This window comes from Pseudomonas sp. AC016 (genome assembly GCF_979253365.1).
In genome coordinates this window covers 3,315,836-3,334,685 of sequence record NZ_CEEDCC010000001.1, presented here as the reverse complement: position 1 = coordinate 3,334,685, position 18,850 = coordinate 3,315,836, and the positions used below count along the sequence as shown (strand labels likewise).

Sequence of the window (18,850 nt, the reverse complement as noted above, 5' to 3'; positions counted from 1 at the left end):
ACCTGTAGAGGTCCAGCAAGATAACAAATTGTCTCAAAAAACACCTAGCGAGAACTTCGCAGGGGCAAAAAGAGAACCCGGCGGTCGTTCTATGACGCAACGCCCGATATACTCGCAGGCTGTCAACCGCAGTGGGAATTTGTGCGAAAACGTCTGAATCAGCGGTTTTCGCAGAGTTTCCCTCAAGGGCCATCCCGGCAGCGGAACATACAATGTTCACGTGTGTGGGGTTGAATGGCGCCAGTCAACCGCGGCAAAAAATAATAGAGTCATGGGTCAGAGGCACCCTAGGCATGATCGAGCTCGAACAAGAAGATCCAACTCCGCAAGGCGATCTTGCGTTGCAAATCACGGCCCTTCCCCGTGAAACCAACGGCTTCGGCGATATATTCGGCGGCTGGCTGGTCTCCCAGATGGACCTGGCCGGCACGGCCATGGCCAGCAAAGTGGCAGGCGGACGTGTCGCCACGGTTGCCATCGACCGCATGGCCTTTCTGGTACCAGTGGCCGTCGGCGAACAGCTGTCCTTCTATACACGCACCCTCGAAGTCGGACGCACCTCGATCAAGATGATGGTCGAAGTGTGGAGCGATGACCCTGTGACCAGCGAATGGCGCAAAGTCACCGAGGCGGTTTTCGTCTTCGTGGCCATCGACACCAGCGGCCGTACGCGTTCGGTTCCCGCGCGCCGCTGAGCCGGTCCTGCCTGAGAGCTGGCGCCTGCAAGGGTCGCAGCCTCTCGGGTAAACTCATCCCGTCCATAACGGTCTATTTTCGTCACGGCCCTTGAGTGAGAGATTTCGCATGTCTACATCCCCGGTTGAATCCAGCGTCGAACCCGTCCAGTACGATGAACTGAACTGCTGGCGCATTCGTCATGGCGATGCAGAACTGATCGTCGCTCAGCAAGGTGCGCACATCCTCAGCTACCAGCGCGACGGTCAACAGCCTCTGGTCTGGCTGAACGAAGAAGCGGTCTTCAAGCAGGGCAAGCCGATTCGTGCGGGCATGCCGATCTGCTGGCCGTGGTTCGGCAATCTGGAGCGCAACCCGGAAAGCGTGCAGGCCATGCGTCAAAGCGACGAGCCCGCCAAGGCCCACGGTGAAGTACGCGCGCTGGACTGGGAACTGCTGGGCGTCGGCGAAGATGGCCCCGCCCTGCTGGTGGAGTTCGTGCTGCCGCAGGCCGAAGGCAAATTGCCGGGCTGGCCGCACAACGTTGCGCTCAAGCTGAGCATTCGTCTGGACGATGCGCTGAATGTGAGCCTGGTCAGCTACAACTGCGGCACCGAACCGGTCACCATCAGTCAGGCGCTGCACACCTACTTTGCGGTCAGCGACTCACGTCAGGTCAGCGTCGAAGGGCTGGGCGGTTTGCGCTACATCGAAACCCTGGAGAACTGGGAAGAGCGTCAACAGGCGGGCGACCTGACGTTCACCGGCGAAACCGACCGCATCTATCTGGACACGCCCGGCCTGCTCAGCATTGTCGATCCGCAGTGGCAACGCCGTATCCAGATTCACAGCACCGGCTCGAACTCGGCCATCCTGTGGAACCCCTGGATCGAAAAGACTGCACGCTTCACCGACATGGCGCCGGACGGCTGGCAGCAAATGGTCTGCGTCGAAACCGCCAACGTCATGAGTGATGTGGTGACACTGGCACCGGATGACATGCATATTCTGGGTGTGAGCATCTGGAGCGAACCGCTCTAGATTGGCAACGCATCAAAGGTCCGATTCGACAACGACCCGGACCTTGGCCGCATCCATCGCATAGGCCGCATCGGCCAGATCGTTACTGATCTTCTCGACCTTCAGGGTGCCTTCGACCCACAGCGGTGCGTAGATATCGTCCAGCTTCAAGCCTTTGGGATAGCGCACCAGCACCATCTGGTTGGGTGGCGGTGGCGGAACGTGGATGCAGGCGCCCGGATAAGGCACGAGAAAGAACAGCGTGCTATGGCCTTTGGCATCGGTTTCGAGGGGCACAGGGTAACCGCCCAGACGAATGCTTTTGCCATTCATCGCGGCGACAGTCTTGGTGGAGTACATGACAGCAGGCAAGCCCTTGCTCTGCTTCAGCCCGCCCTTGCTGTCGAAGGTACCCATGGCTTCAGGGGAGTTGTGATCAATTTCGGGCATGGCCTCGAGGGCCTTCTGGTCCGACTTGGGCATGAGTTCCAGCCAGTCGGTTTCCGGCATCTGGGCCTGTGCAAGCCCCGATACCAGCAGCAAAGTCATTAATAGAAAGCGACGCATGATAGTGCTCGGCAAGGGGAAGAATAACTGCCGCGCATTCTAGCCCTCTGCGCAGTACAAAACAGAGGGCTGACGCTGGATTATCAGCGCTTTTTGATCATGCCGTAGATGACCAGCAGGATGATTGCACCGACCAGTGCGCCCAGGAAACCTGCGCCTTCGCCCGCCTGATAGATACCCAGAGCCTGGCCACCGTAGGTCGCAGCCAGCGAACCGGCGATACCCAACAGAATGGTCATGATCCAGCCCATGCTGTCGTCGCCCGGCTTCAGAAAACGAGCCAGCAGGCCGACGATCAAGCCAATGAAGATGGTTCCGATGATACCCATGCCATTTCCCTCTGTATGAATTGAACGTGCCACGACCCAATGCAGCCTTGGCTTACTGCTATCTGAGAACGGCGAAAGGGAATGGTTCCGGCGCAAATGAAGATTGGCGAATGATCGTGTCGCACGCTCTGCGCTCGTCGTTCTGCACACGTATAGCTGGATAACTGCAAACGCTGTGGGAGGCGGCTTGCCGGCGATGCGTTTTTCAGTCAACTCTTCAGTGACTGGACTGACGCTATCGCCGGCAAGCCGCCTCCCATCCTGTGTTCAGCCAGCCTCTACCGCTTCAGATCCGCTTTCCAGAGCCTTTGTCAGCGGTGAGCATGAAAAGCTTGATCAGCCCTTGATCAACGCCTCGACAAGCTTGACCTGACGATCCAGCGTGGCGCGGTCGTGGCTGCGGACGGTGGCGTGACCGACCTTGCGGCCTGTCTTGAACGCCTTGCCGTAGTGGTGCAGGTGGCAGTCTTCAACCGCGATCACCTTGTCCACGGCAGGCACTTCACCGATGAAGTTCAGCATCGCGCTTTCGCCCACCTTGGCGGTAGAACCCAGCGGCAGGCCGGCGACGGCACGCAGGTGGTTTTCGAACTGGCTGCACTCGGCGCCTTCGGTCGTCCAGTGGCCGGAATTGTGCACTCGCGGCGCGATTTCGTTGGCTTTAAGGCCGCCATCGACTTCGAAGAATTCGAACGCCAGCACGCCCACATAATCCAGTTGCTTCAGCACGCGACCCGCGTAGTCCTCGGCCAGCGCCTGCAACGGGTGATCCGTGCTGGCGATGGACAGGCGCAGGATGCCGCTGTCATGGGTGTTGTGCACCAGCGGGTAGAAACGGGTTTCCCCATCGCGTGCGCGCACGGCAATCAACGACACTTCACCGGTGAACGGCACAAAGCCTTCCAGCAGACACGGCACGCTGCCCAATTCGGCGAAGGTGCCGACCACGTCGGCGGCCGAACGCAGAACCTTCTGACCCTTGCCGTCATAACCCAGCGTGCGGGTCTTGAGAACGGCTGGCAGACCGATGCTGACCACCGCAGCGTCCAGGTCGGCTTGCGACTGAATGTCCGCGAAGTCAGGCGTCGGGATGCCCAGGTCCTTGAACATGCTTTTCTCGAACCAGCGATCCCGCGCAATGCGCAAGGCCTCGGCGCTCGGGTAGACCGGCACGAACTGGGACAGGAACGCCACGGTCTCGGCCGGAACGCTCTCGAATTCGAACGTCACCAGATCGACTTCATCAGCCAACTGGCGCAGGTGATCCAGATCACCGTAATCGGCACGCAGATGCTCGCCCAAAGCCGCCGCACAAGCGTCCGGCGCGGGATCGAGGAAGGCGAAGTTCATGCCCAGCGGGGTGCCCGCCAGAGCCAACATGCGGCCCAGTTGGCCGCCACCGATTACACCGATCTTCATGGAAAAACCTCAGGCGTGGCGTGGGTCTGGATTGTCCAGGACGCTGTCTGTCTGCTCGGCGCGGAATTTCTTCAGCGCAACGTGGAATTGCGGGTGTTTGGCGCCCAGGATGCTCGCCGACAACAAGGCCGCATTGATCGCGCCTGCCTTGCCGATGGCCAGTGTTGCAACAGGGATACCGGCAGGCATCTGCACGATGGACAGCAGGGAATCGACACCCGACAGCATCGACGACTGCACCGGAACGCCCAGCACAGGCAGGTGGGTCTTGGCCGCACACATGCCCGGCAAGTGAGCGGCACCACCGGCACCCGCGATGATCACCTCGATACCACGGCCTTCCGCTTCGTCGGCGTACTGGAACAGCAAATCCGGTGTGCGGTGCGCAGACACCACTTTCACTTCGTAGGGAATGCCGAGCTTTTCCAGCATGTCGGCGGTGTGGCTAAGGGTGGACCAATCGGACTTGGAGCCCATGATCACGCCAACCAGTGCGCTCATCGTCGTGCCTCTCATCGGGCGCCCGCAGGCGCGTCTAAAAACAACAAGCCACGCAGGAGGACCGGCGTGGCTTGCTGTACGAATAATGACCGATTCAACCGGCCAAAGGCCGCGCAGTATACCTCAAAGCGGCAGGATGACAGCCCCCTCGACGACCATCCGCACAAGGTTTTTGCAAAGCCTGCGACAGGCGAAGCATGGGACGACACGTCGAGTCGTTCACGGCCTGCAACATCCCGCAAACAAGACTACAGCCGCCGCTGCCCATCCTGACTGCCTGCCGCAGAACATTGCTATTAAGTATTCATGGCCTGACCCAGTCCGGGCAGGCAGACCGTTATATCTACTCAAGGATGAGTATTCATGTTGAAAATCGTAACAGGCCCCCTGCTGTTGATCGCTGCGCTCTTGATGGGCCAGAGCGCACTGGCTGATGGACCCGCCGCAAAACGCCCGCTGTTTCTCTTTCTGTTTCTGCACGACGATGTCAGAGAAAACGACCTTGAGCGTCTCGCCAAGGATTACATCACCTGGTTCGTGACAGACCTTGAAAGCTTCACGCATCGGCGTGTCCAGCTGGAGTTCATCCGCCATGTCCCGACATTGACGGACTTCGCTTATAAAGGTGACGATCTGGAAAGGATCTCAGTGGATTTCAGGAATCGCGTGGATCAGTACATCGACGCGCGAAACCTGCCCAACAATCCGACGACCAAATACATGCTGCTGACTCAGGACATGATCAATCGGGAGGTAGGAGGCGTTGCGCTCATCAAGGGCTACACGGCCATCGCGTCATTGACGACCTATAACGCCACGGCGCACGAGCTTGGCCATATGCTCGACGGGACTCATGAAGCGGCAGAGGTTCTGTACCGCGGCGGCTGGTGGTGTGAGACCAATATGCTGGAGGTCCGCAATCAGATTCGCGCCAACTGCTACGTCTACAGCAATGAGAACAAGCGGCGCATCGAAGCTCACCTCAGTCAGTATCCCTGACTGAAACAAGGGCCGCTCGTGCAAGCGGCCCGTCATGCAATCACTCCTGAGCGGCCGCACTTTCCAGCTTGCGCCACAGCAATCGCACATTGGCCTTGCGCACCAGTGCGCAGCGGTACAGACGAATCTCCAGCGGCACATGCCATTCCGGGCCGCCGCACACCACCAGCTCGCCACGCGCAAGCTCGGCACGAACACTCAACTGCGGCACCCAGGCGATGCCCAGCCCTTCCAGCGCCATGCTTTTCAGGCTGTCGGCCATCGCCGTCTCGTAAACCGTGGTGAAGCGCAAGTTGCGCTGGCGCAGCAACATGTTCACCGAGCGGCCCAGAAACGCACCGGCGCTGTAGGCCAGCAGCGGCACACTGGCCTCGCCGTCCATATCGAACAGCGGCTGGCCCTGAGCATCGGCGGCGCAGACCGGCAGCATCTGGGTTTGCCCCAGATGCAGGGACGGAAAGATTTCAGCGTCCATTTGCAATGCGGCATCAGGATCATAGAAAGCCAGCATCAGGTCGCAGCCGCCTTCACGCAACGCATGCACCGCATCGCCCACGTTGGTCGCGACCAATCGGGTCGCAATGTTCAGGCCTTCATTGCGCAGTTGCGCGATCCAGCGTGGAAAGAAGCCCAGCGCCAGGGAGTGCGCCGCCGCGACCTGCATGACTTCGCCCTGCCCGCCTTCCAGGTGATGCAGATGGCGAACCACCTCACCCAACTGCTCGACCACCGTACGTGCCGTGACCAGAAACAGTTGCCCCGCAGCCGTCAGCTCGACCGGCGTGCGTGACCGATTGACCAGCGTCAGCCCAAGCGCGGCTTCAAGGCTGCGGATACGCCGACTGAACGCCGGTTGCGTCACGAAACGACGCTCGGCGGCCTGGGAAAAACTGCGGGTTGCAGCCAGAGCGCTGAAATCCTCCAACCACTTGCTTTCCAGATTCATCAGGTCCTCCCGGACAATGGCTGACTGCATCAACAGGCGACTGCGGTTAGAGACGATGCCTTTCGCGATGACGCTACAAAAACCTTTTACGTCCTGTCCGCGACAAGAACATGTGAGGGTGCGACATTTTGTCCCCTTTACGCACGGCACAAAAGCCGAGTCACACACCTGTTATGCCGTTTGTGCATAGCCCAGCGTTTAACAGCATTGGTCAATTTTAAACGCAAAGCCCAACATCCGCTGCGTTCCGGCATCGTCCGTACCTAATTTGAGACTTTTTTTATCATGTCCTCGCCTGCATCATCGCGCATCGAAAAAGACCTGCTGGGTGTTCTCGAAGTACCGGCAAACGCCTACTACGGCATCCAGACTCTGCGAGCGGTCAACAATTTCCACCTGTCCGGCGTGCCGCTTTCGCACTACCCGAAACTGGTCGTGGCGCTGGCCATGGTCAAGCAGGCTGCGGCCGATGCGAACCACCAGCTCGGACACCTCAACGATGCCAAGCACGCCGCCATCAGCGAGGCCTGTGCCCGCCTGATTCGCGGTGACTTCCACGATCAGTTCGTGGTTGACATGATTCAGGGCGGCGCTGGCACTTCAACCAACATGAATGCCAACGAAGTGATCGCCAATATCGCGCTGGAAACCATGGGTTTCGAGAAGGGCGAGTACAAGCACCTGCACCCGAACAACGACGTGAACATGGCCCAGTCGACCAACGACGCCTACCCGACGGCCATCCGCCTGGGTCTGCTGCTGGGTCACGACGCTCTGCTCGCCAGCCTCGACAGTCTGATCCAGGCGTTCGCGGCCAAGGGCCAGGAATTCAACCACGTTCTGAAAATGGGCCGTACCCAGTTGCAGGACGCTGTTCCGATGACCCTGGGCCAGGAATTCCGCGCCTTCGCCACCACTCTGACCGAAGACCTGAACCGCCTGCGCAGCCTGGCGCCGGAGCTGTTGACCGAAGTCAACCTGGGCGGCACTGCAATCGGTACCGGCATCAACGCCGACCCTGGCTATCAGCACCTTGCGGTAGAACGTCTGGCGACCATCAGCGGCCAGCCGCTGGTACCGGCTGCCGACCTGATCGAAGCGACCTCCGACATGGGCGCCTTCGTGCTGTTCTCGGGCATGCTCAAGCGTACTGCGGTCAAGCTGTCGAAGATCTGCAACGACTTGCGCCTGCTGTCCAGCGGCCCACGCACCGGCATCAACGAAATCAACCTGCCAGCGCGTCAGCCAGGCAGCTCGATCATGCCTGGCAAGGTCAACCCGGTGATTCCGGAAGCGGTGAATCAGGTGGCGTTCGAAATCATCGGCAACGACCTGGCACTGACCATGGCGGCCGAGGGCGGCCAGTTGCAGCTCAACGTGATGGAGCCGCTGATCGCCTACAAGATCTTCGACTCGATCCGCCTGCTGCAGCGCGCCATGGACATGCTGCGCGAACACTGCATCGTCGGCATCACCGCCAACGAACAGCGCTGCCGTGAACTGGTCGAGCACTCGATCGGTCTAGTCACGGCCCTGAACCCCTACATCGGTTACGAGAACTCGACCCGTATCGCCCGCATCGCGCTGGAAACCGGCCGCGGCGTGCTGGAACTGGTTCGCGAGGAAGGCCTGCTCGACGACGCCATGCTCGATGACATCCTGCGCCCTGAGAACATGATCGCTCCCCGTCTGGCGCCGTTGAAGGCCTGACAGGGAATGACCTGCGCAACAAGCTCACCAGATTGAGGGCCTAGACACCCCTCAATTTTTTGAGGGTCTGGGAGTGATTCTCCAGACCCTTTTTTTTGCCCGCTGGCAAAAAGTGGATCCGATAGCGATTCACAGCCTCTGGCACAACGCTTTGCGGAGTTATCCACAGAGCATTCATTCAGCGCCGTAAATGAAGAATCAGTCTCACAAGAAAGCGGCTACAGACGTAAAAACTTTGCACCGGTATAGTGCGCCCCCTCAAAAGTAGCGAGGAATAACAAAAATGCTGGAAATGATTAACGACTTTCTCTCCGGTAAAGTACTGATCGTACTTATCGTAGGCCTGGGTAGTTACTTCACGATCCGCTCACGTTTCGTTCAGTTTCGACACTTTTTCCATATGTTTGCGGTATTCCGCGACAGCTTGAAGAGCAGCGCAGGTCAACTGAGTTCCTTTCAGGCCCTGATGCTCAGCCTCGCAGGCCGCGTAGGTGCGGGTAACATCGCAGGCGTCGGTATTGCAGTAACACTTGGCGGCCCGGGTGCCGTGTTCTGGATGTGGGTGACCGCACTGGTCGGCATGTCCAGCAGTTTCATCGAGTGCTCCCTCGCTCAGCTCTACAAGCGCAAGGACTCTGAAGGCCAGTTCCGTGGCGGTCCGGCGTTCTACATCCAGCACGGCCTGGGCAAGCGCTGGCTGGGCATGGTCATGGCGGTTCTGCTGCTGGTGACTTTCGGTTTCGCCTTCAACGGCCTGCAATCGCACGCTGTGACCGACTCCCTCAAAAGCGCCTTCGGCGTTGACACCATGACCACCGGTATCTGCCTGGTCGTGCTGCTGGGCCTGGCGTTCATTGGCGGCATCAAGCGTATCGCTGCGATCTCCGACCTGCTGGTACCGGTCAAGACCCTGATCTACATCGCAGTCACTGTCTACGTGATCGTTCTGCAGATCGATCACGTTCCAGCCATGTTGATGACCATCGTGCGCAGCGCCTTCGGTCTTGACCCGGTGTTCGGCGGTCTGGTCGGCAGCGCAATCGTCATGGGCGTCAAGCGTGGCGTGTTTGCCAACGAAGCCGGTCTGGGCAGTGCTCCAAACGTGGCTGCGGTCGCTCAGGTCGAGCACCCGGTTGCCCAGGGCGTGGTTCAGGCATTCAGCGTGTTCCTCGACACCTTTGTGATCTGCACCTGCACCGCCCTGCTGATTCTGCTGTCCGGTATCTATGACGTTGGCTACGACGGCAACGGTATCGTGCTCGCACAGAACTCGCTGGCTGCCGTGGTCGGTGACTGGGGCCGCATCTTCATCAGCGTGGCACTGGCGCTGTTCGTATTCACCTCGATCCTCTACAACTACTATCTGGGTGAAAACAGCCTGCGTTTCCTGTTCGGTGAGAAGAAGAACGCGATCATCGGTTACCGCATCGCGGTACTGGTGCTGATTCTGTGGGGCGCGGTGGTCGATCTGAAAGATGTGCTGGCCTTCGCCGACATCACCATGACCATGCTGGCCTTCGTCAACCTGATTGCACTGGCGATGCTGTTCAAGATCGTGAAGCGTATTCTGGGCGACTACGATGCCCAGCGTCGTGCAGGCATCAAAACGCCGGTGTTCGATTCCAGCAAGTTCCCTGATCTGGATCTGGACCGCACCGCATGGCCAGCCAACCCGTCGCAGACGCCGGTTCATGATGCTGAAGTGGCAGGCAAGCCTGCTCCAGAAGCACGCTAAGCACTCAACGCCATAAGGAGAAGAATCATGACTCATGAAGCACATCAACCCGCTCAGCGAGTGATGGTTCTTTACACTGGCGGCACCATCGGCATGCAGGCCAGCGCCAATGGCCTGGCCCCGGCGTCGGGCTTCGAAGCCCGAATGGCCGGGCAACTGGCCGAACTCCCCGAACTGGTCGTACCGCAGTGGCGCTTTCGCGAGATGTCGCCACTGATCGACAGCGCCAACATGACGCCAGCCTACTGGTTGCGTCTGCGTGAAGCGGTGATCGAAGCGGTCGATGTGCAGGGTTGTGACGCCGTGCTGGTGCTGCATGGCACCGACACCCTGGCCTACAGCGCTGCGGCGCTGGGTTTCCAGTTGCTGGGGCTCGATGCTCCTGTGGTGTTCACCGGCTCCATGCTGCCTGCCGGTGTGCCGGACAGCGATGCTTGGGAAAACGTCAACGGTGCCCTGCTCGCGCTCGGTAACGGGCTCGCGCCGGGTGTTCACCTGTATTTCCATGGCGAGCTGATGGACCCGACCCGTTGCGCCAAGATCCGCAGCTTCGGGCGCAACCCGTTCGCGCCGTTGCAGCGCTCGCGTGGCGGTCATGCTGCCGTTTCCCTGCCTGACGCACTCGACTACCGTCAGCCCAGGACAATGGCCAGCGTGGCGGTGTTGCCGTTGTTCCCCGGTATCGGCGCCGCTCAACTGAATGGCCTGATCGACAGCGGCATTCAGGGTCTGGTACTGGAATGCTTCGGCAACGGCACCGGCCCGAGTGACGACCCGCAGTTCATCGCCAGCCTGGAAGACGCCCGTGCCCGTGGCGTCTGCGTGATCGCAATCACGCAGTGCCATGAAGGCGGCGTGGAGCTGGATGTCTACGAAGCGGGAAGCCGCCTGCGTGGTGCCGGCGTGCTGTCCGGTGGCGGCATGACGCGTGAGGCCGCACTTGGCAAACTGCATGCCCTGCTTGGCGCAGACCTGACGACTGAAGAAGTCCGACGGCTGATCGAGCTGGATCTGTGTGGCGAGCTGCGCTGAGCATTTGAAAGGTTTCGGTGACTCAGGACTGGCCTGAGTCAACCGGAATATCGCATTACCCCTTCCCTCAGGAAACCTTGCTTTCCTCCTGCGCGCCACGAAGCATCGAGTCTAGATTTCGCTCGATATTTGCGCACAGCGCCGTCATCTGAATCTCATGCTCGCTGGCCTTGAACGGGCTTTGCAGATCGGTGCCGATCTTTTCGATTGCCAATAGCATGAAGCCCACCACAGTGGACGCCAGCGGCGTGAACCAGCCAAGGGTTTCGACCAGGCCGATCGGTACGATCAGACAGAACAGAGTGATGAACAGCCTTGGAAACGCCACGTACGGATAGGGCAGCGGCGTATTGGCGATGCGCTCCATGCCGCCCTGGCAGTTGGAAATGTCCACCATCGTCGACTCGAGACGGGCCAGACGGATGCTGTCCAGCCGGCCGGACTGGTATTCCTTGGCCAGCAGCGCGGCCGAGGTGTTAAGCAGGTCATTGGGAAAGTTGTTGGTGTCGAACCGACGCTCGAACTCTTCACGCGGGATCAGGGCCTGAACCTCATCACCGCAATGTCCGCCCTTGAGGTGCGCAGACAGGCATTTGACGTAGGCGACGTGACGGCGCAGCAATGTGGCCTTCACGGGATTGATGCCGCCCTCGTCGTCTTCGACCAGCGTCAGCACCTGACGGGCGAAGCTGCGCGAGCTGTTGACCAGCGCGCCCCACAAGGTACGGGCTTCCCACCAGCGGTTGTAGGCGCTGGAATTACGGAAGCTGGTCAGCACCACCAGCGCCGAACCCAGCAGGGTCAACGGCATGGACGGCAAGGTGATCTTGCGTTCCAGGTACAGCATGAAATCGACCGTGACAATCACGTCCCAAATCAGCAGCCAGAACAACGACCAGCCCACATAACCGATTGTCTTGCCGAGAAATCGGAATTTTCCCATGATCGTCTGCTGCAAAGGCCTACCCCATCGATAAATAAGCGAGACCGCATTCGGACATCCTCGCTACTGCATGGCCTTTGAATGCCATTCCGGGAGATGGTTCGCAAACGGCCCGCTTTATCTCAGGGGTTCGAACTTTTTCAGCAGCCGCTCAACGCCACTTGCGGACGCTCACCGGCAAAGAAGATCGGACGCAGCCGGACACCGATGACGTTACCGGCATAAGCCGCAACCAGCCACAGCCAGCCATGCAGACTACCGGACGCGATGCCGCTGAAATACGCCCCGATATTGCAGCCATAAGCCAGACGAGAGCCGTAGCCGAGCAACAGACCACCGATTACCGCGGCCACGATCGAACGGGTCGGGATATCAAGGTTAGGCGCGAAACGTCCGGCCAGGCCTGCGGCGAGCAACGCGCCGAGCATGATGCCAATGTCCATTACGCTGGTGACGTCTTCCCAGACCGGCGCGGCCAGTGCCTTGGCATTCGCCGCGCTTTGCCAGAACACCCAACTGCCGACATCCACGCCCAGCCCGCTCGCGACCTTCGCACCCCACAGCGCGAACGCTGAGGTGATGCCCCACGGCCGACCGGCCAGCGCGAGTGTGGCGTAGTTGAGGACGGCCAGTGCCACAGCACCCCAGACCAATACCCATGGGCCGCGCAGCAAGCGTCGAAGACCTGTGTGCTCGCTGGTGACAGGCGCTTCGAGTTCGCCATGACGACGTTTTTCAAGGCGCACCGTGACAAAGGCAATCAGGGCGAACAGGGCCAGGTTGCCGATCAGTGCCGGGATCACGCCAAAGCTCTTGACCAGCGAAGTGGCCGGAAACGACGGCAGCGCGAACCACCAATCGACGTGGTGAGTGGCGATCAGCGAACCGAGAATGAAGAACAGCAGGGTCACCAGCATTCGCGCATTGCCGCCGCCTGCCGTGAACAGGGTTCCAGAGGCACAGCCGCCGCCCAGTTGCATGCCGATACCGAAAATGAATGCACCGACTACCACCGAAACGCCGACCGGCGCGACCAGGCCCGTGACCGGTTGCCCGAACAGCGTGCCAGCGCCGAGCGCAGGGAAAAACAGCACCACAGCAACGGCCAGCATCACCATTTGTGCACGCAGGCCGGCACCGCGCCGCTCACGAATGAACACTCGCCAGGCCGACGTGAAACCAAACGCGGCGTGATACAGGGTGACGCCCAGCGCCGCGCCGACGATCCATAGCAGGACCTGATGAGCGCCGACGCTGAGCAGCAGAAACTGCGCGCCCATCAATAACAGAAACAACGCCGCCAGCGGCGCGCCGTAAGCACGGCCGGGTGTTGCAGAAGTGGAAGTGTTCATAGGTCTCTCGACGACAAGTAGCAGAAAGAAACGATTATACGTGTGCCACAGGCTTACTCGGACCAGACCTTGCGCAGCCTGTCCAGCGCATCGCTGATCTGCGCCTCGGGCACGGCGGCAAAACCCAGCACCAGCCCGGCCCGCTCATCCATGGGTTCGGTCGAATCCGGCAGCCAGTAGCTGCTCAGGGCATTGATCTCCACACCGACGCTGGACGCCTTTTCCACCAGCTCCTGCTCGCGTGCCAGACTGTCGACCTTGACCATCACATGCAGGCCCGCTGCCACGCTGGGCATCGCCGCACATCCTGCAAGATCGGTGGGCCAACCGGCGAGCAACGCGTTGCGCCGACTCAGCGCGGCACGACGCATACGCCGGATGTGGCGCTGGAAGTGCCCCAGGGCGATGAACTGTGCCATTACCGCCTGGGTGCTGACTTCGGTGTGGCGCATGTCCACAGCCTTGCGCTGACTGAAGGGCCGAACCAGTTCCTGCGGCAGCACCAGATAACCCAGCCGCAGCGCCGGGAAGACAATTTTGCCAAAGGTGCCGATGTACAGCACTCGCCCGCCTCGATCCAGTGCGGCCAGGGGTGCCAATGGCGCACCGCTGTAACGGTATTCGCCATCGTAGTCGTCCTCGACAATCCAGCCCTGACTCTTCTCGGCCCAGGCCAGCAGTTCAAGGCGTCTGGCCAGGCTCATGACCGTACCGGTCGGATATTGATGAGATGGGGTGACGTAAGCCAATTTACAACTGGCCTGGGCGAGATCGGCGCAGCGCAGCCCTTCCTCGTCGACGGCCACACCTTTCAATCGGGCACCGGCCACGGCGAATGCATGAGCGGCCGCACGATAGCCCGGATTTTCGACCGCAACGCTCTCGCCCGGCTCTATCAGCAGCTGTGCACAAAGGCTGATGGCGTGTTGGGCGCCACTGGTGATCACAATTTGCTCAGCGGTACATTGCAGCCCGCGCGATGAACGCAGGTACGCCGCGATCAGCTCTCGCAGCCTCGGCTCTCCGGCTGCGGCCCCGTAGCCCAGCGAGGCAGGGTCCGGACGACGCCAGAAAGCCGCGTAGAGCTTGCCCCACAAGGCGAAAGGAAACAGATCGAAGGCGGGTACCCCGACACGAAAAGCCTTGGGGCCCTGCTCTGAAGGGGCTGGAAGATGGTGAGTTTTGATCCGATCAAGCGCAGAGCTGTGGATAACTTCACCGTCCATATTATCCGCAGCCTGCTGCAAAACTGTGGATAAGCCTGTGGACAAAGGTGTAGACAAACCTGTGGACAAGTTGGTGGATAGTTTTCTTTTCCCAGCCTGATCGGACGCGCTGGCGCGGTCCGGCAAATGCGTGACATAGGTTCCATCCCCCACACGGGTTTCCGTGAAACCTTCGGCATACAACTGGTCGTAGGCGCGCATCACGCTGTTGCGGGAAATGGCCAGCAGGTCCGCGAGTTCGCGACTGGCGGGCAGGCGCGTTCCGCTGGTCAATCGAGCGTCCAGTATCTGCTGGCGCAGTTCACGATACAGCTGCTTGCTCAGGCCCTGACGCCTGTCCAGCCTGATGCCGGTCAACGTGGAGGGGAATGCAGGCGCATCGGACGTCATCGGATTGGCTCTATGAAATCTATTGAAAATGGATCTTACAACAGACCAATGCCTTGCCTAGGATCTGTTCATCGGCCAAGGAGTACCGCCATGTACACACCCGTAGCATTCCGAGACAACGAAACATCCAGACTCCATGAGCAGATGAACCAGACCCGCCTGGCGATTCTGGTCACTTGGAACGAAGACGGCATGCAGGCATCACACTTGCCCCTCCTGCTGCGCGAGGACCAGGGTCCCAACGGGACGCTCTACGGCCACCTGGCCAGGGGCAATCCACAGTGGCGGCAGCTGGAAACCTGCGCCGAAACGCTGGTGATCTTTCCCGGCGAGGACGCTTATGTCAGCCCGTCGTATTACCCGAGCAAAGCCGAGCATGGTCAGGTCGTGCCCACCTGGAACTACCTTGCGGTTCATGCCTACGGCAAGGCCGAAACCTTTACCGACGCGCCACGGCTGCGTCAGCTTCTGGATGAGCTGACGACCAGACACGAATCTGATCGGGCACAACCCTGGTCCATCGATGATGCCCCCGCCGAGTACATTGCGAAAATGCTGGGGGCTATCGTTGGCTTCGCCCTGCCCGTCCAGCGACTGGAAGGCAAACGCAAACTCAGCCAGAACCGCAGCGCCCCGGACATCGCCGGGGTCCGCGACGGTCTTGCCGCCAGCCCGAAAGTCAACGAACAGCAACTCGCCCGCTTGATGAGTACCCAGGAGAACGTTTGATGAGTGACATCCAGATTCGCCCAGTGACTGCTGACGACCACCACGCATGGCTGCCGCTGTGGCAGGCCTATCTGCGCTTTTACAAGACCGAACTGGCCGAAGGCGTCAGCGAAGTGACCTGGCAGCGCCTGCTCGACCCACAGGAACCGACCCACTCGGCCCTGGCGTGGGTGGACGGCAAAGCGGTGGGCATGGTGAACTTTATCTACCACCGCTCCAACTGGAGCATCAGGAACGCCTGCTACCTGCAGGACCTGATCGTTGCGCCGGAACAGCGCGGCACCGGGATCGGCAGGCAGTTGATCGAGCATGTCTACGTGACCGCCAAGGCCGACGACTGTGACAAGGTTCACTGGCTGACCCACGAAACCAACGCCACGGCCATTCAGCTGTATGAACGCATCGCCGATCGCGCGGGCTACATTCAATTTCGCAAGGCTCTTTGAAGGAAGCAATCGATGTCCGAGACTCCACTGGATTGGCAACCCGCGACATTGCCCGGCCCGCAGACCCTGAATGGTCGCTTCATTCGCCTGGAAAAGCTGGAGACAGCCCGACACGCGGATGATCTGTGGTCAGTGCTCCAGGGGCCGGCTGCCGACCCGAAGCTGTGGGACTACCTGCCCTATGGGCCGTTCAACGAGCGCAGCGCGTTCGACGCCTGGCTGGACGGGCATCAGGTGGCGACTGATCCATGGTTCTATGCCGTGATCAATCAGCAGACCGGCAAGGCCGAGGGCGTGATCAGTTACCTGTCCATCTTCGCGGCACACGGCCGGATCGAGATCGGCCACGTGACCTTCAGCGCCGCCATGCAGCGCACGCCCAAGGGCACCGAGGCGATCTACCTGCTGGCCAGGGAAGCCTTTCGACTGGGCAACCGCCGCCTGGAATGGAAATGCAACGCCAACAACGCCCGCTCCAAACGTGCCGCTGATCGCTTCGGTTTCAGCTACGAAGGCACCTTCCGCCAGCACATGGTGGTCAAGGGTTTGAACAGAGACACCGCGTGGTATTCGATCCTCGACAGCGAATGGCCCAGCCTGCAGACCGCATTCGAAGGCTGGCTGGCTGTGGATAACTTCAAGGAGGGCGTGCAGATCAAAGGGCTGGAAGCGTTTCGGCAGTAGGTTTCAGCGTGCGGGTCCGGGTCGGACACGGAGCGTTCTGAGCGGCATTCCCACGCAGAGCGTAGGAACGATCGTCGATCTCCCGCACACCGATCGTGCCCATCGCTCTGAAGTGGGCATGCATCCCGGGACGTTCCGCGTCCCATTCGAGAGCGGACGCGGAGCGTCCTGAGCGGCATTCCCACGCAGAGCGTAGGAACGATCATCGATCTACCCCACACCGATCGTGCCCATGCTCCGCGCCCCATCCCGGCTGTACGAATAAAAAAAGGGAGCCACGAAGGCTCCCCCAGAGGTAAACGGATCAGCTGTCGGATCGGCTCTCTGCCCGATCAGCCTTCGATTTCGATCAGGACCTCGCCCGGATTCACGCGGTCGCCCTTGGCAACGTGGATGGCCACGACCTTGCCGGCGATGGAAGCCTGAACTTCGGTTTCCATCTTCATGGCTTCGGTGATCAGTACGGCCTGGCCGACCTTGACCATGTCGCCTTCCTTGACCAGTACGTCAACGATGTTGCCCGGCATGGTGGTGCTGACGTCGCCCGGCGCATGTGCCTGTTTACGTTTGCTGGCGCCGCCACTGACGAATTCGTTGAGCGGTTCAAACACCACCTCTTCCGGCATGCCGTCAATCGACAAATAGAAGTGGCGCTTGCCCTCGGCCTTGACGCCCACACCGGTGATGTCCACGCGATAGGTCTCGCCGTGCACGTCGATCACGAATTCGGTCGGCACGCCCTCTCCGCCTGCACGGGCAACGCTGCCCGCTTCAGGGATCGGCAACAGCACCTCAGGTGTCAGCGTTCCGGCCGCACGCTCTTCGAGGAACTTGCGACCGATGTCCGGGAACATGGCAAACGTCAGGACATCCTCTTCGGATTTGGCCAGCGCGCCGATGTCAGCCCGCAGCTTGGTCATCTCCGGCTTGAGCAGATCAGCCGGGCGCACGTCGATCAACTCTTCGTTGCCGATGGCCTGACGGCGCAGTTTCTCGTCCACCTGACCCGGCGCCTTGCCGTAACCACCCTGCAGATAAAGCTTCACTTCATTGGTGATGGTCTTGTAGCGTTCGCCAGCGAGCACGTTGAAGAACGCCTGGGTACCGACGATCTGCGAGGTCGGCGTGACCAGCGGCGGATAGCCCAGGTCCTTGCGCACCCGCGGGATTTCAGCCAGCACTTCGTTCATGCGGTTGAGAGCGCCCTGCTCCTTGAGCTGGTTGGCCAGGTTGGAAATCATCCCGCCCGGCACCTGATTCACCTGCACGCGGGTATCGACAGCGGTGAATTCGCTTTCGAACTGGTGGTACTTCTTGCGCACGGCGTAGAAGTACAGACCGATTTCCTGCAGCAGTTCCAGATCCAGCCCGGTGTCGAACTCGCTGCCCTTGAGCGCCGCGACCATGGATTCAGTACCCGGATGACTGGTGCCCCAGGCGAAGCTGGAGATGGCGGTGTCGATGTGATCAGCACCGTTTTCGACCGCCTTGAGCTGACACATGGCAGCCAGACCGGCCGTGTCATGGGAGTGAATGAACACCGGCAGCGACTGTTCGGCTTTCAGCGCACGGACCAGCTCGCCGGTGGCGAAAGGCGTCAGCAGACCGGCCATGTCCTTGATGGCGACCGAGTCGCAGCCCATGGCTTCCATCTGCCGGGCCTGCGCCACGAACGCATCAATGGTGTGAACCGGGCTGGTGGTGTAGGCGATGGTGCCTTGCGCATGCTTGCCAGCCGCCTTCACCGCCTCGATCGCTACGCGCAGATTACGCACGTCGTTCATGGCATCGAAGATGCGAAACACATCGATGCCATTTACGGCTGCCTTGGCAACGAAGGCCCTGACCACGTCATCGCTGTAGTGACGGTAGCCCAGCAGGTTCTGACCCCGCAGCAGCATTTGCAGGCGGGTATTGGGCAGCGCCGCACGCAGCTGACGCAGGCGCTCCCACGGGTCTTCCTTGAGAAAGCGCACGCAGGCATCGAAGGTCGCGCCGCCCCAGACTTCCAGCGACCAGTAGCCGACCTTGTCGAGCTTTTCGCAAATCGGCAGCATGTCTTCGGTACGCATGCGTGTGGCCAGCAACGATTGGTGAGCATCACGCAGGATGGTGTCGGTAACAAAGATCTTCTTGGACATGGTGTA

At 60.3% G+C, this 18,850-nt stretch carries 18 protein-coding genes; 9 read left to right on the top strand and 9 right to left on the bottom strand.

Annotation, left to right across the window (positions count from 1 at the left end):
- The first annotated feature begins 293 nt into the window (after positions 1-293).
- Both AC0IXS_RS15170 and AC0IXS_RS15165 read left to right on the top strand, forming a co-directional pair.
- Complete coding sequence (locus tag AC0IXS_RS15170; protein WP_004881633.1) at positions 294-695, top strand: acyl-CoA thioesterase; 402 nt, start codon at positions 294-296, stop codon at positions 693-695.
- Between the two features lie 109 nt (positions 696-804).
- The gene (locus tag AC0IXS_RS15165; RefSeq protein WP_057408793.1) at positions 805-1,716 is read left to right on the top strand and encodes a D-hexose-6-phosphate mutarotase; all 912 of its coding nucleotides are present in this window, start codon (positions 805-807) and stop codon (positions 1,714-1,716) included.
- A gap of 12 nt (positions 1,717-1,728) precedes the next feature.
- Here AC0IXS_RS15165 and AC0IXS_RS15160 read toward each other — a convergent pair whose 3' ends face one another.
- The 4 genes from AC0IXS_RS15160 to purE all read right to left on the bottom strand — a co-directional run bounded on the left by AC0IXS_RS15160 (position 1,729) and on the right by purE (position 4,511).
- Positions 1,729-2,262, bottom strand: a complete 534-nt coding sequence (locus tag AC0IXS_RS15160; protein WP_057408794.1) for a DUF3299 domain-containing protein — start codon at positions 2,260-2,262, stop codon at positions 1,729-1,731.
- 83 nt (positions 2,263-2,345) lie between these two features.
- Complete coding sequence (locus AC0IXS_RS15155; protein ID WP_004881638.1) at positions 2,346-2,591, bottom strand: GlsB/YeaQ/YmgE family stress response membrane protein; 246 nt, start codon at positions 2,589-2,591, stop codon at positions 2,346-2,348.
- A gap of 336 nt (positions 2,592-2,927) precedes the next feature.
- Positions 2,928-4,010 carry a 5-(carboxyamino)imidazole ribonucleotide synthase gene (locus tag AC0IXS_RS15150; protein WP_057408795.1) on the bottom strand — a complete coding sequence of 361 codons (1,083 nt, stop codon included), beginning with the start codon at positions 4,008-4,010 and terminating at the stop codon, positions 2,928-2,930.
- A 9-nt stretch (positions 4,011-4,019) separates the two neighbouring features.
- Positions 4,020-4,511 (bottom strand): 5-(carboxyamino)imidazole ribonucleotide mutase, encoded by a 492-nt coding sequence (gene purE, locus AC0IXS_RS15145; protein WP_004881642.1) that lies wholly within the window; start codon positions 4,509-4,511, stop codon positions 4,020-4,022.
- Between the two features lie 363 nt (positions 4,512-4,874).
- On the opposite strand from purE, the gene AC0IXS_RS15140 reads away from it, so the two are divergent.
- The gene (locus AC0IXS_RS15140) at positions 4,875-5,510 is read left to right on the top strand and encodes a hypothetical protein (protein WP_057408796.1); all 636 of its coding nucleotides are present in this window, start codon (positions 4,875-4,877) and stop codon (positions 5,508-5,510) included.
- A 40-nt stretch (positions 5,511-5,550) separates the two neighbouring features.
- Here AC0IXS_RS15140 and AC0IXS_RS15135 read toward each other — a convergent pair whose 3' ends face one another.
- Positions 5,551-6,456, bottom strand: coding sequence for a LysR substrate-binding domain-containing protein (locus AC0IXS_RS15135; protein WP_004881646.1), 906 nt, complete (start codon positions 6,454-6,456; stop codon positions 5,551-5,553).
- Between the two features lie 285 nt (positions 6,457-6,741).
- Between AC0IXS_RS15135 and aspA the strand changes: the two genes are divergently transcribed.
- The 3 genes from aspA to AC0IXS_RS15120 all read left to right on the top strand — a co-directional run bounded on the left by aspA (position 6,742) and on the right by AC0IXS_RS15120 (position 10,933).
- Positions 6,742-8,166 (top strand): aspartate ammonia-lyase, encoded by a 1,425-nt coding sequence (gene aspA / locus AC0IXS_RS15130; RefSeq protein ID WP_004881647.1) that lies wholly within the window; start codon positions 6,742-6,744, stop codon positions 8,164-8,166.
- 283 nt (positions 8,167-8,449) lie between these two features.
- Positions 8,450-9,901, top strand: coding sequence for an alanine/glycine:cation symporter family protein (locus tag AC0IXS_RS15125; protein WP_029242125.1), 1,452 nt, complete (start codon positions 8,450-8,452; stop codon positions 9,899-9,901).
- Positions 9,902-9,928: 27 nt separating this feature from the next.
- Positions 9,929-10,933: an asparaginase gene (locus tag AC0IXS_RS15120; RefSeq protein WP_471825016.1), complete on the top strand. Its 1,005-nt coding sequence runs from the start codon at positions 9,929-9,931 to the stop codon at positions 10,931-10,933.
- A gap of 67 nt (positions 10,934-11,000) precedes the next feature.
- Here the strand turns inward: AC0IXS_RS15120 and AC0IXS_RS15115 are convergent, their stop codons facing one another.
- The 3 genes from AC0IXS_RS15115 to pdxR form a co-directional block, all read right to left on the bottom strand.
- On the bottom strand, positions 11,001-11,876 hold the full coding sequence (locus AC0IXS_RS15115; RefSeq protein WP_162850630.1) for a bestrophin family protein: 876 nt from the start codon (positions 11,874-11,876) through the stop codon (positions 11,001-11,003).
- A gap of 140 nt (positions 11,877-12,016) precedes the next feature.
- A complete protein-coding gene (locus tag AC0IXS_RS15110) occupies positions 12,017-13,228 on the bottom strand; it encodes a YeeE/YedE family protein (RefSeq protein WP_004881656.1) in 1,212 nt (403 codons plus the stop codon).
- A gap of 53 nt (positions 13,229-13,281) precedes the next feature.
- Positions 13,282-14,844: a MocR-like pyridoxine biosynthesis transcription factor PdxR gene (pdxR, locus tag AC0IXS_RS15105; RefSeq protein ID WP_471825013.1), complete on the bottom strand. Its 1,563-nt coding sequence runs from the start codon at positions 14,842-14,844 to the stop codon at positions 13,282-13,284.
- A gap of 90 nt (positions 14,845-14,934) precedes the next feature.
- Between pdxR and AC0IXS_RS15100 the strand changes: the two genes are divergently transcribed.
- From AC0IXS_RS15100 to AC0IXS_RS15090, 3 genes are read left to right on the top strand one after another with little or no spacing between them, the layout of a single operon-like run.
- Positions 14,935-15,573 carry an FMN-binding negative transcriptional regulator gene (locus AC0IXS_RS15100; RefSeq protein ID WP_122446443.1) on the top strand — a complete coding sequence of 213 codons (639 nt, stop codon included), beginning with the start codon at positions 14,935-14,937 and terminating at the stop codon, positions 15,571-15,573.
- A complete protein-coding gene (locus AC0IXS_RS15095; protein WP_057410541.1) occupies positions 15,573-16,019 on the top strand; it encodes a GNAT family N-acetyltransferase in 447 nt (148 codons plus the stop codon). Before AC0IXS_RS15100 ends, AC0IXS_RS15095 begins: the two co-directional genes overlap by 1 nt.
- A 12-nt stretch (positions 16,020-16,031) precedes the next feature.
- On the top strand, positions 16,032-16,703 hold the full coding sequence (locus AC0IXS_RS15090; protein ID WP_057410540.1) for a GNAT family N-acetyltransferase: 672 nt from the start codon (positions 16,032-16,034) through the stop codon (positions 16,701-16,703).
- A gap of 332 nt (positions 16,704-17,035) precedes the next feature.
- On the opposite strand, the gene oadA is transcribed toward AC0IXS_RS15090, so the two are convergent.
- Positions 17,036-18,844, bottom strand: coding sequence for a sodium-extruding oxaloacetate decarboxylase subunit alpha (oadA, locus tag AC0IXS_RS15085; RefSeq protein ID WP_057410539.1), 1,809 nt, complete (start codon positions 18,842-18,844; stop codon positions 17,036-17,038).
- Positions 18,845-18,850 lie beyond the last annotated feature (6 nt).

Coding starts and splice junctions, on each gene's coding strand:
- AC0IXS_RS15140 (WP_057408796.1), top strand. CDS start 4,875: ATGTTGAAAATCGTAACAGGCCCCCTGCTGTTGATCGCTGCGCTCTTG.
- AC0IXS_RS15100 (WP_122446443.1), top strand. CDS start 14,935: ATGTACACACCCGTAGCATTCCGAGACAACGAAACATCCAGACTCCAT.
- AC0IXS_RS15170 (WP_004881633.1), top strand. CDS start 294: ATGATCGAGCTCGAACAAGAAGATCCAACTCCGCAAGGCGATCTTGCG.
- aspA (WP_004881647.1), top strand. CDS start 6,742: ATGTCCTCGCCTGCATCATCGCGCATCGAAAAAGACCTGCTGGGTGTT.
- AC0IXS_RS15115 (WP_162850630.1), bottom strand. CDS start 11,876: ATGGGAAAATTCCGATTTCTCGGCAAGACAATCGGTTATGTGGGCTGG.
- AC0IXS_RS15095 (WP_057410541.1), top strand. CDS start 15,573: ATGAGTGACATCCAGATTCGCCCAGTGACTGCTGACGACCACCACGCA.
- AC0IXS_RS15120 (WP_471825016.1), top strand. CDS start 9,929: ATGACTCATGAAGCACATCAACCCGCTCAGCGAGTGATGGTTCTTTAC.
- AC0IXS_RS15150 (WP_057408795.1), bottom strand. CDS start 4,010: ATGAAGATCGGTGTAATCGGTGGCGGCCAACTGGGCCGCATGTTGGCT.
- pdxR (WP_471825013.1), bottom strand. CDS start 14,844: ATGACGTCCGATGCGCCTGCATTCCCCTCCACGTTGACCGGCATCAGG.
- AC0IXS_RS15165 (WP_057408793.1), top strand. CDS start 805: ATGTCTACATCCCCGGTTGAATCCAGCGTCGAACCCGTCCAGTACGAT.
- AC0IXS_RS15155 (WP_004881638.1), bottom strand. CDS start 2,591: ATGGGTATCATCGGAACCATCTTCATTGGCTTGATCGTCGGCCTGCTG.
- AC0IXS_RS15160 (WP_057408794.1), bottom strand. CDS start 2,262: ATGCGTCGCTTTCTATTAATGACTTTGCTGCTGGTATCGGGGCTTGCA.
- purE (WP_004881642.1), bottom strand. CDS start 4,511: ATGAGCGCACTGGTTGGCGTGATCATGGGCTCCAAGTCCGATTGGTCC.
- AC0IXS_RS15125 (WP_029242125.1), top strand. CDS start 8,450: ATGCTGGAAATGATTAACGACTTTCTCTCCGGTAAAGTACTGATCGTA.
- AC0IXS_RS15135 (WP_004881646.1), bottom strand. CDS start 6,456: ATGAATCTGGAAAGCAAGTGGTTGGAGGATTTCAGCGCTCTGGCTGCA.
- AC0IXS_RS15110 (WP_004881656.1), bottom strand. CDS start 13,228: ATGAACACTTCCACTTCTGCAACACCCGGCCGTGCTTACGGCGCGCCG.
- AC0IXS_RS15090 (WP_057410540.1), top strand. CDS start 16,032: ATGTCCGAGACTCCACTGGATTGGCAACCCGCGACATTGCCCGGCCCG.
- oadA (WP_057410539.1), bottom strand. CDS start 18,844: ATGTCCAAGAAGATCTTTGTTACCGACACCATCCTGCGTGATGCTCAC.